Source organism: Mycolicibacterium diernhoferi, assembly GCF_019456655.1.
Classification (GTDB): domain Bacteria; phylum Actinomycetota; class Actinomycetes; order Mycobacteriales; family Mycobacteriaceae; genus Mycobacterium; species Mycobacterium diernhoferi.
The window spans coordinates 5,691,104-5,703,802 of sequence record NZ_CP080332.1; the positions used below are offsets into that span (position 1 = coordinate 5,691,104).

Here is a 12,699-nt window from a genome sequence, read left to right on the forward strand (position 1 = left end):
CCATACGGTGCCGAGACCGACGAAATGATGGCTTTTTCTCGTAGTTTTACACCGAATTGATCGTTTGGCGGTCAAAAGGCAACTGAAAGCGAAGCCAGGCCGCGCAGGGTGACGTTCGGCTTGTAGACCGGCTCGGCCGCCGGCCGGGCCCGCGGAAAACGGGCGGTGAGCTTGCTCAATGCCACCCGGGCCTCCAGTCGGGCCAGCGGCGCGCCCAGGCAGAAGTGCGGTCCGAGCCCGAAGGACAGGTGCCGAACCGAATCCCGATCCGGCCGGAACTCGTCGGGGGCCTCGTACATGGCCGGATCCCGCTGCGCGGCCGCCAGCAACAACAGCATGGTGTCGCCGCACGCGACGTCCACCTCCCCGATGCGCATGTCCGCCCCGGCGATCCGCATCGACAACTGCACCGGCGGATCGAACCGCAGCGTCTCCTCGACGATCGCGCTCGCCCGGTCCGGATCGGCCGCCAGCGCCGCCCAGTACCCGGTGTCGCGCAGCATCTGCTGCGCGGCATTGGCGATCAGGTTGACCGTGGTCTCGTGTCCGGCGATCAACAGCAGGTTGCAGGTGGCGACGATCTCTTCGGCGCTCAACTGGTCACCGTCCTCCTCGGCGGCGATCAACGCCGAGATCAGATCCTCGCGCGGGTGGGTGCGGCGTTGTTCGACCAGACCGCCGAGATATTCGCGCAGCCAGTCCCCCGCGGCGAGGCGGGCGTCGGCCTGTTCGGCCGGCTCACCGGTGATCGTCATGATCGGGTCCAGCGCCTGGGCCACCAGCGCTGCGGCACTGCTGAACCGGGATTCGTCGGCGACCGGGACGCCGAGCAGCCGGCAGATCACCGCGACCGGCAGTGGATAGGCCAGATCGCTGATCAGGTCGCCGGATCCGGCCTCGGCCATCGCGTCGAGCAGGCCGTCGACCGTGGCGGCGATCTCGGGCTCCAGTTCACGGACCACCCGCGGCGCGAATGCCTGCTGCGCCAGCCTGCGCAGCCGGGTGTGATCGGGCGGGTCCAGGAAGAGAAAGCCCGGGGTGTTCCCGCGCGGCGGCATCGCCCCGGCGGCCAATTGGCGTTGCACGACAGTGGATTTCATGCTGTCGCTGCAGGAGTCCGGGTGCCTCAGCACGTCCTCGCAGTCGGCGAACGACGAGAACACCGTCATATTGGATTCCGGCATCAGCAGCGGGCCGCGCTCACGGATCTGCGCGAACAGCGGGTACGGATCCGCCCGGTTGGCCGGGTCGAGCAGCTGGACCAGCAACATCTGCGCGTCCGCAGAACTCGTCATGCCCTTATTGTACAAACGTCTAAGAAGCCCCTGAGCTGCCGTAATACCGGCCGAGGACGTCTTCTCGCAGCTCGTCGAACTCGCCGGCGATGATCGATTCACGGATCCGGTCCACCAGCCGGATGATGAATCGTTCGTTGTGGATGGTGCACAACGTGGAGGACAGCATCTCCTTGGCCTTGAACAGGTGGTGGATGTACGCCCGGGTGTAGTGCGCGCAGGTGTAGCAGTCACATTCGGCGTCGATGGGTGTGAAGTCTCGCTTGTACTGCGATCCGGTGATGTTGAACCGCCCCCTCGCCGAGTAGACCGCGGCGTTGCGCGCGACCCGCGACGGGGAGACACAGTCGAAGGTGTCCGCGCCGGCGGCCACCGCCGCGAACAGGTCATCGGGTTCGCTGATCCCGAGCAGATGCCGCGGTTTGTCGTCCGGCAGCTCGTCGGTGACCCAGCCGACGATGGTGGCCAGATTCTGCTTCTCCAGCGCCCCACCGATGCCGAAGCCGTCGAACCCGAGGTCGGCCAGACCACGCGCGGCCTTTCGGCGCAGATCCTCGTACTGCGCGCCCTGCACCACTCCGAACAGTGCCTGATACGGCTTGTCGTGGCGCACCTCGGTGAGGCGGCGATGCTCGGCCACGCAGCGCACCGCCCAGTCGTGGGTGCGGCGCACCGATTCTTCCTGGTAGCTGCGGGTGTTCACCAGCGTGGTCAGCTCGTCGAACGCGAAGATGATGTCCGCGCCCAGCTGATGCTGGATGCCGATGGACACCTCGGGGGTGAACCGGTGCTTGGATCCGTCGCGGTGCGAGCGGAACGTCACCCCGTCCTCGTCCACGTGAGCCAGCCGCTCCTTGCCCTCGGCGATGACGTCGTCGGCCTGCACCCGACTGGCATCCATCGCCAGCACCTTCTTGAATCCGACGCCCAGTGACATCACCTGGAAACCACCGCTGTCGGTGAAGGTCGGCCCCGGCCAGTTCATGAAGGCGCCCAGGCCACCGGCCTCGTCCACCACGTCGGGCCCCGGCTGCAGATAGAGGTGGTAGGCATTGGACAGGACTGCCTGTGCACCAAGGTCTTTCATGGTCTCCGGCAGCACCGACTTGACGGTGGCGGCGGTCCCGACCGCGATGAACGCCGGGGTCTGGATATCGCCGTGTGGCGTATGGATGGTGCCGACGCGCCCGGACCGGCCGGGCAGCTCGGCCCGTACCTCGAAGAACTGCTCACTCACCCCGATATTCAACCAAGTCACTGTGCCCGCTTCCGCCCGGCCGTACATTCGGTCCATGAAAATCCGAGCGTTGTTCCTGATCGCAGCAGCCGGGGCGACCTGCGTCGCCTGCTCATCCGACCGCGCGGCCGAGCCGCTACCGGAGGGTGTGCTGCCGGCTGGCACGGCACAGATCAGCATCGACGGCCGCGACGGCGGCACCACCCACGACGTGCACTGCTCGTCGACGGGCTTCCTGACCAGCATCACCGCCGGCACCGACGCCTCCGGGCTGACCGCCCTGGTCTCCGGTGGCGACGGGCTGATCGCCGAAGCGGTCGGTATCCGCGACAAGGCCGGGTTCACCGGCAACTACAACGCGGGACTGGGAGAGCCGGCCGCGGAGGTCTCCATGACCGGCCCCACCTACGTCATCACGGGCACCGCGACGGGTTTCCGGACCGATGCCCAGAGCTTCGTCGCCGACGGGAAGTTCATCCTCCGGGTTTCTTGCTGACCATCGCGTCGATGTCAAGCATTTCGCGCAAACTGATCATGAAGTGTCGGCGGCGAACCATACTGCACACAGGCCGTCGGGGGGTCCTTGACGGGTAACACGGAAAAGGAGATCAGACGTGAAACGTGCCTTTGTCGTCGCCGTAGGTGGCGCCGCACTCGTGATCGCAGGCCTGTCCGGATGTTCGTCGGACAACAACTCCTCCTCGGCCACCACGACCGAGGAGACAACCGTATCGGTCACCACCACCGTGGAGACCACCACGGTCGCCGAGTCTCCGTCCGTCACCACCGGGGCGGCCACCACGAAGGTCACCATCGACGGTCAGGACCAGGCCGTCGAGGGCAACGTCGTGTGCGCCACGACGGGCGGCAACGTCAACATCGCCATCGGTGAATCCATGACCGGCATCGCCGCGGTGGTCAGCGAGGGCGACGCCCCGACCGTCAGCTCGGTTGCGCTCGGCAACGTCGACGGTGTGTCGCTCGGCTTCACCCAGGGGGCCGGCGGCGAAGCCACCGCCGAGAAGGACGGCAACACCTACAAGATCAGCGGGACCGCCACCGGCGTCGACATGGCGAACCCGACGACACCGTTGAACAAGCCGTTCACCATCGAGGTCACCTGCCCCTGATCGGGTCACGCTCACCAGGACGGCGGCGCTCCCACTCGGGGCGCCGCCGTTCTGTCATCCGGTGTAGCCGGCCGCCGATTCGCGCAGCTGCCAGATCTGGGCCGGGCACAGCTCGTTGACGGCCTGGTTGATCAGGTAACCGGCCTGGTAGTAGTCGCTGGTGTGGAAATCGGCCTTGAGCTGATCGACCAACTGCGCGTACGGCATCTTCGCCGCGACCCGGTCGCAGACGCTGTGCCCGTAGGCGATGGCGACATCACCGTTGGGGAAGTTGTAGCCGGGCCGCACATGCACATTGACCAAGTAGGCCACCACATCCGCCTGGGCCGGCGGCGCGTTGTGCGCCGAAATGCCCGCCATACCAGCCATCCCCGCCGTCACCGCGGCCGCCGCCACCAATACCCGAGAAGCCTTCATGCGCGCTGACTCTAATCCCCCGCCGGTCAGGACGCGGCAAATCCCTCCTGCGACAGGCAATACCCATGTACCGTCCTGGTCGTCGAGGGGACATTGGATGACTGTAGGACACCGCAGAACACTTTTGACGGCGCTGGCCGCCCTGGGGCTCTCGGTCGCCCTGGTGCTCGGACAGGCGACCGGGGCGACGGTGCATTCGCTGGTCACCTTGGTCAACACCGTCATCGGCATCGGCGGCGGCAAGGACGCGACCTCGCAGCGGTTGCCCCTCAAGCTCAATCAGACCCTCGTGCCGCCCGGCTACACCTACATCGGCAGCGCGTACCCGGCCACGCTCGACATGACCAACAGCATCCGGGTGGGAATGCCGGTGCTGCACGAACACCTGACCGATACGCTGGCCACCTCGTCCGGGAAGATCCTCGTCGCGGGCTATTCCGAGGGGGCGCTGCTCGTCCAGCAACTCAAGCGGGACATCGCCCGTTCGGCGAATCCGCCGTCACCGCTGGACCTGAGCTTCCTGGAGATCGCCACACCCTTCATCCCCAACGGCGGAATCTATGCCCGGTTCCCCGGCCTGTTCATCCCCGGCATCCTCCCCGGCCTCGCGATACCCGGCATGGGTCCCGCCCAGCCCACCCAGTACAACACCACCTACATCACCAACGAGTACGACCCGTACGGCGACTTCCCCGCCTACCTCAATCCGGTGGCGCTGCTGAACAGCCTTCTCGGACACCACTATGCGCACATCGACCGGTCCTACAACCCGATGGACCCGAACGCCGAGGGCAACCTCGTCAAGGAGGTACCCAACGGCGCCGGTGGCACCGACACCTACATCCTGGTGCCGAATCCACGACTGCCGCTGCTCGGTCCGCTCCGCGACATCGCCGCCCGGCTGGGTGTGACACCGGTGTCCGAGCGGTTCCTCGGATTCATCGAGCCGCTGCTGCGGGTCATCGTCGACATGGCCTACACCGACCGGTTGAACCTGAATCCCGAAGTCCGCAAGCCATTCTCGTTGATCACTCCGCCGCACAAGGTCCTGGAGGCGCTGCACGCCGTGCCGGGGGCACTGCGCGAAGGGGTGCAGAACCTGCTCGGCAGGAAGCGCACGCCGGGGGCGCCCGAGCAGGAACCCGATCTCCCGGCCGCCGGCAGCCAGGATCGAACGGCCTCAGCGCCCTTGCGTAGCGTCCCGGACCCCACGCCGGCACCCGAGGTCGATGCCGAGGCGGCCGACGAGACCGAGGTCGATGCCGAGCGTCCGGTGACCGCGGTCCAGAAAAAGAAGAAGTTCGAAGCCGGCCCGTTGGAGAAGGCGCTGCGCGGCACGATCCGGACGGTCTTCGGCCACCAGAAGCCCAGCAAGAAGCCCGCCGAGAAGCCCGTGGCCGAGACGCCGGACACCCCCGCCCCCTCCGAGGGCGCCGGATCGGGGAAGACCGACTCCGATCAGGACAACCGCGACGACGGCGCCGCGGCGGCCTGAACGGGTTCGACCGCGGCGCTGCGCGGGTCGATCAACACCTTGGCGTGGGCTTCCGGGTCGCCGAGTGCGGTGAACGCCGCGTCCACCCCGTCCAGCCCGACGGTGCCGGTGACCAAGGCCGAGGCATCGATCTTGCCCTCGGCCAGCAGGTACAGGGTGTCGCGGAATTCCAGTGGTGTGTACGCGAACACGAACCGCAGGTCGATCTCCTTGCCGTTCGCCAGCGCCGGCCGGATCCGGTCGTCCCCCATACAGACCCCGACCACGATGACCCGGCTGTTGACCGGTGCGGCGGTGATGGCCCCGTCGATCATGCCCGGCACCCCGACGCACTCGAAGATGACGGGCCGTTTCGGGCCGGCCGCCCCCAGCTTGTCCGCGACCCGGTACAGGTGCGCCCAGCCGGGCACCTTGCGCAGCTTCTCCATCGATCCCATGCCGAGCTCGTACAGGTCGGGGGCCGCGGTGATGACGCCCTTCTGCCGGGCCACCCGGTCATACGGTGACTCGTGCGCCGGATCGACCACCACGTGCGCGCCGCACCGGCCCGCCAGCGCGCGGCGCGCGGGCGAGAAATCGGACGCGACGATGGTGGACACACCCATCGCCTTGAGATGGCAGATGACGGCCAGCCCGACCGGCCCGCAGCCGATCACGATGGCGGTGTCGCGGCGCCCGATCTCACTGCGCCGCACCGCGTGCAATGCGACCGCCATCGGCTCGGTGAGGGCGGCGGTGTCGACGTCCAGACCGTTGGGCACCACGAAACTCATGGCGGCCTCGGTGAGCACCTGTTCGGCGTAGCCGCCGGGGGCCAGCGGCGAAAGTCCGGTCAAGTGCACGCCGCCATGGGCGCGCAGCAGCGGGAAGGACACCACCGTGGCGCCGACCTTGAACTCCTTGGCCACGCCGCGGCCCCGCTCGACGATGTCCCCACAGAACTCGTGGCCCATCACCACCGGGGTGTCCCCGCGCATGAAATCCGGGTACCCGACCGCGTCCATCACCTCCACGAGTTCGTCGGCGTGGTCCTTGGCGTGCAGGTCGGATCCACAGATCCCGCAGCGCCGCACGTCGAGCACCAACTGGCCGGGCGCCGGGCGCGGAGCGGGAAGGTCGATAACCGACAGTTCGCCGGATACACAGCTGACAGCCCTCATAGGTATTTCCCTTCGTCAGTATCCGAGTATGGCGGTCTGCCAAAACCGCCCGTGGGTCTTACCGCCCTGTCAATATGCGGAAAGCAATCTGAGTCGAAGGTCAGGGGAAATCATGGAGCGCCTCTCCGTGTGGGTCAGCGCTGGGCTGTTATCGGCCGGGGTATCGGCGGCCGTGCTCGCCGGTGCCGGCGTGGCGGTGGCCGACGACGGCACGTCCGGCAGCTCTGAGGGGTCGTCCTCGAATGCCACGTCGGGTCCCGCCTCGCAGTCCACGACCGCCACGGACCCGACCGGTTCCGGGTCACCCGATACCGGCCCGGACACCGCGCCGGACAGCGACGCCAAACCGGACCCCGCACCCGAGCCCGAGCCCGACGAGCCTGAGGCCGGACCCGAGCCCGCGGCCGAGGAGCCGGCACCGGAGGCCACCCGCCCCGAGGACAGCGTCGCCGAGGCCCCGAAGAAACCCAAGCGCCACCTCTTCGCCCGGTTCGGTGCGTCACCGTCATTCAAACCCCACAGCGCCGCGCGGACCGCGTCGGCACCCGAACCGGCCGCAGCCGTCAGCGCCCCGGCCGCTACCGAATCACCGGCGGTGGTCACGCCCGCCGCGACCGACATCAGCGCCGCCGTCGCGCCGTCGGCCGGGCCGGCCGCGTCACTGGCGCTGGCCGCCGTCCCGGCCGAGGCTGCGCCGGTGAAGGCCGCGGCCGCGCCGGGGGGCTCGCTGTTCCGGTGGATCGCCGGGGTGACCGACTCCATCGTGCGGGCGGTCGGAGGGCTTGCGATCAACACCCTGCAGGCGCTGGAGGCACTGGTCACCGGCCCGCCCGCACTGCCGGCGAACAGCACGGTGACAGTGCGGAACTCGACGATTCTGCTGTCCAGCGGACAGCGGATCAAGGCGAACTGGTACTACCCCGAAGGGGAGACGGTGCCGGACAAGATGATCGTCCTGCAGCACGGCTTCTTCGCGCTCGGTCCGATGTACAGCTACACCGCGGCCAACCTCGCGGAGGCGACCGGCGCCATCGTGGTCACCCCGACGATCTCGTCGAACTTCTTCGCCCGTGACGACGCGTGGCTCAACGGGGCGGGCATGTGGAACAGCATCGCCGACCTGTTCACCGGCGATCGCAAGGCTCTGACCGACAGTGCGCTGGCTGCGGGCTTCGCCACCCGCTACGGCCTGGACCCGGCGACCGCCGCGCTGCCGGTGAAGTTCGGGCTGGCCGGACACTCGGCGGGTGGTCAGCTGGTGGCGGCGGTGGCCGGCTATCTGGTGGACAAGAACGCCGCCGACGATCTGGTCGGGGTGATCACCCTGGACGGGGTCCCGACCGGCACCGTCATGGCCGACACGCTGCGCAAGCTGCAGGACTACCAGGACGCCACCGGTCGCTACATCCCGATCCGGGAGATCGGCGCGCCACCGAACGCGTTCAACTTCATCGGCAATGTGAAGCAGGCGCTGAACGAGGCACGCCCGGGCCGGTTCAACGGGGTGGTGCTCTCCGGCGGCGTGCACATGGACTCGATGCGCGGCGGCAACCCGATCATCCAGTTCGCCGCCTACCTGATCGCCGGCTTCCCGAAGCCGCAGAACCAGCAGGCCGTCGACATCCTGGCGGCCACCTGGTTCACCGAGTGGTTCGCCGGGGACACCGACAACGGTGACGAGCTGGCCCCGGGCAGCGCCCTGCCGATCAGCACCCCGAAGGGCACCGCGAACGGCGTCGTCATCGGATCGGTCGCGGTACCCGCGGCGCGGTTCGTCACCCTCGCGGTCTGACAGACCAAAAGCCCCCGTCCGCATTCGGACGGGGGCTTTCATGGCGGTGGCGGAGGGATTTGAACCCTCGGACGGGGGTTACCCGTCACACGCTTTCGAGGCGTGCTCCTTAGGCCGCTCGGACACGCCACCGGCGAGAAGCTTACCGGGCGCGCGCGGCTGGCCATAATCGCGGGCCGACCCGTCAGCGCTGCCGGGCGAAGAACTCCTCCAGCGGGGCGGCACACTCGGCGGCCAGCACCCCGCCGCGCACCTGCGGCCGGTGCGTGAGCCGGCGGTCGCGCACCACATCCCACAATGAGCCGACGGCGCCGGTCTTGGGTTCCCAGGCCCCGAACACCAGCACCCCGATCCGCGCCATCACCAGCGCCCCGGCGCACATGGTGCACGGTTCGACCGTCACCGCCAACGTGCAGCCCTCCAGCCGCCACCCGTCACCGAGCCGGACCGCCGCCGCGCGCATCGCCAGGATCTCGGCGTGCGCGGTCGGGTCGCCCAGAACTTCGCGGGCATTGGCGGCGCGGGCCAACTCGGCGCCGTCGGGTCCGAAGACCACCGCACCGATGGGGACGTCGCGGGGCCCGGCCGCACGCGCGGCGTCCAGAGCGGCCCGGATCTGTTGCTCGGGATTCACCGACCGAGTTTGTCGAGCACCGCGCCCAACTCGTCGTCGAAGCCCAGCCGCTGGGCGATCGCGGTGATCTGCTCCTCGATCTCCATCTCCTCGTCGGAGACGATGACGCCGAGCACCCCGTCGGGCAACCCGATGTCGGAGAGCACCCCGAGGTCGCCCTCCTCGAACGGGTCCGCGTCCTCCAGGTCCTCGTCGTCGATGTCGGAGTCCAGCTTGTCCAGCACCTCGGCGGCAATGTCGTAGTCCAGCGCGGCGGTCGCATCCGAGAGCAGCAGCCGGGTCCCGGCCGGGGCCGGCCGCACGATCACGAAGAACTCCTCGTCGACGTTGAGCAGGCCGAAAACCGCCCCTGCGCTTCGCAATTCCCGCAGCTCGGTCTCGGCGGCCGACAGGCTGTTCAACACCGCCTTACGCATGGGGGTGCACCGCCACTTGCCGTCCTCACGGACGACCGCTACTCCGAATCCACCGGGCAGGTTGGCAGCATCCTGCGCCGGGGCACGCTGTGCTCCCATGGGCGCTAACGGTAGTCCCCGGCCGGGGCAATGACCACCTATTCACCGCCCACCCGACGGTGTGCCAACCTAGACCGGTGACCGACACTCCGGTATGCGTGCTGGGCCTGGGACTGATCGGCGGATCGCTGATGCGGGCAGCGGCCGCGGCGGGCCGTGAGGTGTTCGGCTACAACCGCTCGGTGGACGGTGTGAAGGCCGCCCAGTTCGACGGCTACGACGCCACCACCGCGATCGACGCGGCGTTGTCCCGCGCCGCGGACAGCGGAGCCCTGATCGTGCTGGCCGTACCGATGCCCGCGCTCGGCTCCATGCTCTCCCACGTCCGGGCCCACGCCCCGGACTGCCCGCTCACCGACGTGATCAGCGTGAAGGGCCCGGTGCTGGCGCAGGTCGAGGCCGCCGGTCTGCGCCCGAGGTTCGTCGGCGGGCACCCGATGACGGGCACCGCGCACTCCGGCTGGGCCGCGGGCGACGAACACCTGTTTGCCGACACCCCGTGGGTGATCAGCGTGGACGACGACGTGGACGCCGGCGTGTGGGCCGAGGTGATGCACCTCGCCCTGGCCTGCCGTGCTTTCGTGGTGCCGGCCCGCTCCGATGAGCACGACGCCGCGGCCGCCGCGATATCGCACCTGCCGCATCTGCTGGCCGAGGCGCTGGCGGTCACGGCCGGGGACGTGCCGCTGGCCTACGCCCTGGCCGCCGGATCGTTCCGGGACGGCACCCGGGTGGCGGGCAGCGCGCCCGATCTGGTGCGCGCCATGTGTGAGGCCAACTCCGAGCAGCTGCTGACCAGGCTGGACCGCAGCATCGAACTGCTCACCCAGGCGCGCACGAACCTCGCCGAGCACACCTCGGTGGCCGATCTGGTGGAGGCCGGTCACGCCGCCCGGATCCGCTACGACAGCTTCAGCAGGCCCGACATCCTGACCGTCACCGTCGGCGCCCCGCAGTGGCGTGAGGAACTCGCCGCGGCCGGCCGGGCCGGTGGCGTGATCAGATCCGCTCTGCCAGTCCGGGGTAGTCGAGGATGAAGCCGTCGTCGTCCACGGTGATGGTGGTCTCGGCGACCGGCGACTTCAGGCTGATCTCCTTGGAACCGGTGCTGGTGTAGCTGATCGTCTCGAGCTCCACCGTCAGCTCCGGCAGCCGCACGTACACCACCGGCAACTCCAGCGATTCGGCCCGCTGGTAGAGCCCGGTCCGGCGGATCGGCAGCGCGTTGAAGAACGGGCTGAACACCACGTCGACGTCCAGTGCGCCCTCGAAGGCGGCCCGGCTGGTCTGGTTCTGGTGGTCCCGCACCAACCACATGCCCTCTTCGTCACGGGCGATGGACAGCTGGCGTTCCCGTTCGGCCAGCGTCATGGTCAGCGACAGTCGCTTGGTGGCCCCGGTCTCGTCGGTGACCAGATCGTAGGACGTGCTGAACGCGGGGTGTGACGATGTGGCGGCGGCCACGATACGGCCGTACGCCTTGATCCGTTTGCCCGACAACTGCACGCGCACCGACTCCATCCGCGGCACATCGTGCGCACGCCAGGTAAGGATCGCCGGCCACTCCTCGGCTGGTTCAGTCACCCTCATACCGTATGCGACCGCCCCCGGACTGCGTAGCCGCCTTGGGCGATTCGAGTGCCACCTCGTCGTTGATCAGCGGTTGCGGTAGCCGGGCACCCCGCCCGAACCGGTCGGCCCCGGGTTGGGACAACCACACCGCCAGGGCCAGCGCGGCGTCCAGGATGAGCGCCAGCGCGGTCACCATCAAGGCTCCGACCAGCGCCAGATAGAACTCGCGCACCTTGATCCCGTCGATCAGGTACCGGCCCAGCCCGCCCAGACTCGCGTACGCCGCGACGGTGGCTGTCGCCACAATCTGCAGGGTGGCGGTGCGTAGACCACTCAGGATCAGCGGAAGGGCGTTGGGCACCTCGACGCGCAACAGCACCTGCCGTTCGGTCATGCCCATGGCGCGGGCCGCATCGACGACGGCTCGGTCGACGTTCGCGATACCCGAATAGGTCCCGGCCAGCAGCGGCGGGATGCCCAGCAGCATCAGCGCCACCGTGGGCGGGATCAGCCCGAGCCCCCACAGCAGCACACCGAGCAGCAGCACGCCCAGGGTGGGCAGGGCGCGCAACGCGTTGACGCCGGTGACCACCAGGAAGGTGCCCCGACCGGTGTGCCCGATGAGCAGCCCGATCGGGATGGCGACCAGCGCCGAGAACAGCACCGCGATCAGGGTGTACTGCAGATGTTCGACGATCCGGATGCCGAGACCGGCCGGGCCGGACCAGTTGGCCGCGGTGAAGATGTAGGACAGCGCCTCGTTCAGGAAGTTCACCGGGCACCGGCCTTCGCACGGGGGCGCCGGTCCCACGGGGCGAGCGCCTTGCCCGCGAGCAGGATCAGCGTGTCGATCACCACCGCCACCACGAAGATCGCGATGATGCCCGCGATGATCTGCCCGCTCTTGTTGGCCTGATAGCCCTCGGTGAACCAGGTGCCGAGCCCGCCGATGCCGATCACCGAACCGACCGACACCATCGAGATGTTGGTCACCGCCACCACCCGCAGGCTGGCGATCAGCACCGGGATGGCCAGCGGCAGTTCGACTTTGATGATCCGGGTCAGCGGCCGGTAACCGACGGCGGTGGCCGCGTCGAGCACATCGGCCGGTACCGCGTCCAGCGCCTCGGGTACCGCGCGCACCAGCAGCGCGGTGGTGTAGAGCGTCAGCGCCACAATGACATTCGCCTCATCCAGGATGCGGGTCGGAATGACCAGGGGCAGCACCACGAACAGCGCCAGCGACGGGATGGTGAACACGATGCTGGCGATCACCGTGATGATCCGGCGCGGCGCCGTCGTGCGCTGGATGATCGCACCGATCGGCACCGCGATGAGCAATCCCAGCACGATCGGCACCAGGGACAGCCGCAGGTGGATCAGGGTCAGCGTCCACGCGTCGTCGAGGTGGGTCAGCAGATACGTCATGGCTGTCGGTTCGCTCCGCAAGCG

The 12,699-nt window shown here is 68.6% G+C and carries 14 protein-coding genes and 1 tRNA gene; 5 read left to right on the forward strand and 10 right to left on the reverse strand.

Annotated elements, in window-relative coordinates:
- Positions 1-71 precede the first annotated feature (71 nt).
- Together K0O62_RS27115 and tgt are read right to left on the reverse strand one after the other, a co-directional pair.
- Positions 72-1,295, reverse strand: a complete 1,224-nt coding sequence (locus K0O62_RS27115; protein ID WP_073857230.1) for a cytochrome P450 — start codon at positions 1,293-1,295, stop codon at positions 72-74.
- A gap of 19 nt (positions 1,296-1,314) precedes the next feature.
- Entirely contained in the window at positions 1,315-2,532 is a 1,218-nt protein-coding gene (gene tgt, locus K0O62_RS27120) for a tRNA guanosine(34) transglycosylase Tgt (protein ID WP_073857366.1), read from the reverse strand.
- Between the two features lie 55 nt (positions 2,533-2,587).
- Between tgt and K0O62_RS27125 the strand changes: the two genes are divergently transcribed.
- On the forward strand, positions 2,588-3,028 hold the full coding sequence (locus K0O62_RS27125; RefSeq protein ID WP_079244476.1) for a lipoprotein LpqH: 441 nt from the start codon (positions 2,588-2,590) through the stop codon (positions 3,026-3,028).
- Positions 3,029-3,146: 118 nt separating this feature from the next.
- Positions 3,147-3,662, forward strand: coding sequence for a lipoprotein LpqH (locus K0O62_RS27130; RefSeq protein WP_073857231.1), 516 nt, complete (start codon positions 3,147-3,149; stop codon positions 3,660-3,662).
- 54 nt (positions 3,663-3,716) lie between these two features.
- Here the strand turns inward: K0O62_RS27130 and K0O62_RS27135 are convergent, their stop codons facing one another.
- Positions 3,717-4,031 carry a DUF732 domain-containing protein gene (locus tag K0O62_RS27135; RefSeq protein WP_073857232.1) on the reverse strand — a complete coding sequence of 105 codons (315 nt, stop codon included), beginning with the start codon at positions 4,029-4,031 and terminating at the stop codon, positions 3,717-3,719.
- Between the two features lie 145 nt (positions 4,032-4,176).
- On the opposite strand from K0O62_RS27135, the gene K0O62_RS27140 reads away from it, so the two are divergent.
- On the forward strand, positions 4,177-5,574 hold the full coding sequence (locus K0O62_RS27140) for a PE-PPE domain-containing protein (RefSeq protein ID WP_165636998.1): 1,398 nt from the start codon (positions 4,177-4,179) through the stop codon (positions 5,572-5,574).
- Here the strand turns inward: K0O62_RS27140 and K0O62_RS27145 are convergent.
- Positions 5,538-6,734, reverse strand: coding sequence for a zinc-binding dehydrogenase (locus K0O62_RS27145; RefSeq protein ID WP_073857234.1), 1,197 nt, complete (start codon positions 6,732-6,734; stop codon positions 5,538-5,540). The two genes, K0O62_RS27140 and K0O62_RS27145, sit on opposite strands and share 37 nt — an antisense overlap.
- 112 nt (positions 6,735-6,846) lie before the next feature.
- Here K0O62_RS27145 and K0O62_RS27150 point away from each other — a divergent pair, with 112 nt between their 5' ends.
- Positions 6,847-8,526 (forward strand): alpha/beta hydrolase family protein, encoded by a 1,680-nt coding sequence (locus K0O62_RS27150; RefSeq protein WP_131817413.1) that lies wholly within the window; start codon positions 6,847-6,849, stop codon positions 8,524-8,526.
- A 41-nt stretch (positions 8,527-8,567) separates the two neighbouring features.
- Here K0O62_RS27150 and K0O62_RS27155 read toward each other — a convergent pair.
- The 3 genes from K0O62_RS27155 to K0O62_RS27165 form a co-directional block, all read right to left on the reverse strand.
- Positions 8,568-8,658, reverse strand: a tRNA-Ser gene (locus K0O62_RS27155).
- A gap of 52 nt (positions 8,659-8,710) precedes the next feature.
- The gene (locus K0O62_RS27160; protein ID WP_073857236.1) at positions 8,711-9,160 is read right to left on the reverse strand and encodes a nucleoside deaminase; all 450 of its coding nucleotides are present in this window, start codon (positions 9,158-9,160) and stop codon (positions 8,711-8,713) included.
- On the reverse strand, positions 9,157-9,675 hold the full coding sequence (locus K0O62_RS27165; protein WP_073857237.1) for a tRNA adenosine deaminase-associated protein: 519 nt from the start codon (positions 9,673-9,675) through the stop codon (positions 9,157-9,159). Before K0O62_RS27165 ends, K0O62_RS27160 begins: the two co-directional genes overlap by 4 nt.
- A 77-nt stretch (positions 9,676-9,752) precedes the next feature.
- Between K0O62_RS27165 and K0O62_RS27170 the strand changes: the two genes are divergently transcribed.
- Complete coding sequence (locus K0O62_RS27170; RefSeq protein ID WP_207550992.1) at positions 9,753-10,712, forward strand: prephenate dehydrogenase; 960 nt, start codon at positions 9,753-9,755, stop codon at positions 10,710-10,712.
- Here the strand turns inward: K0O62_RS27170 and K0O62_RS27175 are convergent.
- From K0O62_RS27175 to K0O62_RS27185, 3 genes are read right to left on the reverse strand one after another with little or no spacing between them, the layout of a single operon-like run.
- Positions 10,675-11,259 carry a putative glycolipid-binding domain-containing protein gene (locus K0O62_RS27175; protein ID WP_234800160.1) on the reverse strand — a complete coding sequence of 195 codons (585 nt, stop codon included), beginning with the start codon at positions 11,257-11,259 and terminating at the stop codon, positions 10,675-10,677. The genes K0O62_RS27170 and K0O62_RS27175 overlap by 38 nt on opposite strands.
- A complete protein-coding gene (locus K0O62_RS27180) occupies positions 11,252-12,022 on the reverse strand; it encodes an ABC transporter permease (RefSeq protein WP_073857240.1) in 771 nt (256 codons plus the stop codon). The genes K0O62_RS27175 and K0O62_RS27180 overlap by 8 nt, the downstream gene beginning before the upstream one ends.
- Positions 12,019-12,675 (reverse strand): ABC transporter permease, encoded by a 657-nt coding sequence (locus K0O62_RS27185; RefSeq protein ID WP_073857241.1) that lies wholly within the window; start codon positions 12,673-12,675, stop codon positions 12,019-12,021. The genes K0O62_RS27180 and K0O62_RS27185 overlap by 4 nt, the downstream gene beginning before the upstream one ends.
- Positions 12,676-12,699 lie beyond the last annotated feature (24 nt).

Bases quoted from the DNA above. Each gene is read 5' to 3' on its own strand.
- K0O62_RS27115 (WP_073857230.1), bottom strand. From the start codon at position 1,295: ATGACGAGTTCTGCGGACGCGCAGATGTTGCTGGTCCAGCTGCTCGAC.
- K0O62_RS27125 (WP_079244476.1), top strand. From the start codon at position 2,588: ATGAAAATCCGAGCGTTGTTCCTGATCGCAGCAGCCGGGGCGACCTGC.
- K0O62_RS27135 (WP_073857232.1), bottom strand. From the start codon at position 4,031: ATGGCTGGTATGGCGGGCATTTCGGCGCACAACGCGCCGCCGGCCCAG.
- K0O62_RS27140 (WP_165636998.1), top strand. From the start codon at position 4,177: ATGACTGTAGGACACCGCAGAACACTTTTGACGGCGCTGGCCGCCCTG.
- K0O62_RS27145 (WP_073857234.1), bottom strand. From the start codon at position 6,734: ATGAGGGCTGTCAGCTGTGTATCCGGCGAACTGTCGGTTATCGACCTT.
- K0O62_RS27150 (WP_131817413.1), top strand. From the start codon at position 6,847: ATGGAGCGCCTCTCCGTGTGGGTCAGCGCTGGGCTGTTATCGGCCGGG.
- K0O62_RS27165 (WP_073857237.1), bottom strand. From the start codon at position 9,675: ATGGGAGCACAGCGTGCCCCGGCGCAGGATGCTGCCAACCTGCCCGGT.
- K0O62_RS27185 (WP_073857241.1), bottom strand. From the start codon at position 12,675: ATGACGTATCTGCTGACCCACCTCGACGACGCGTGGACGCTGACCCTG.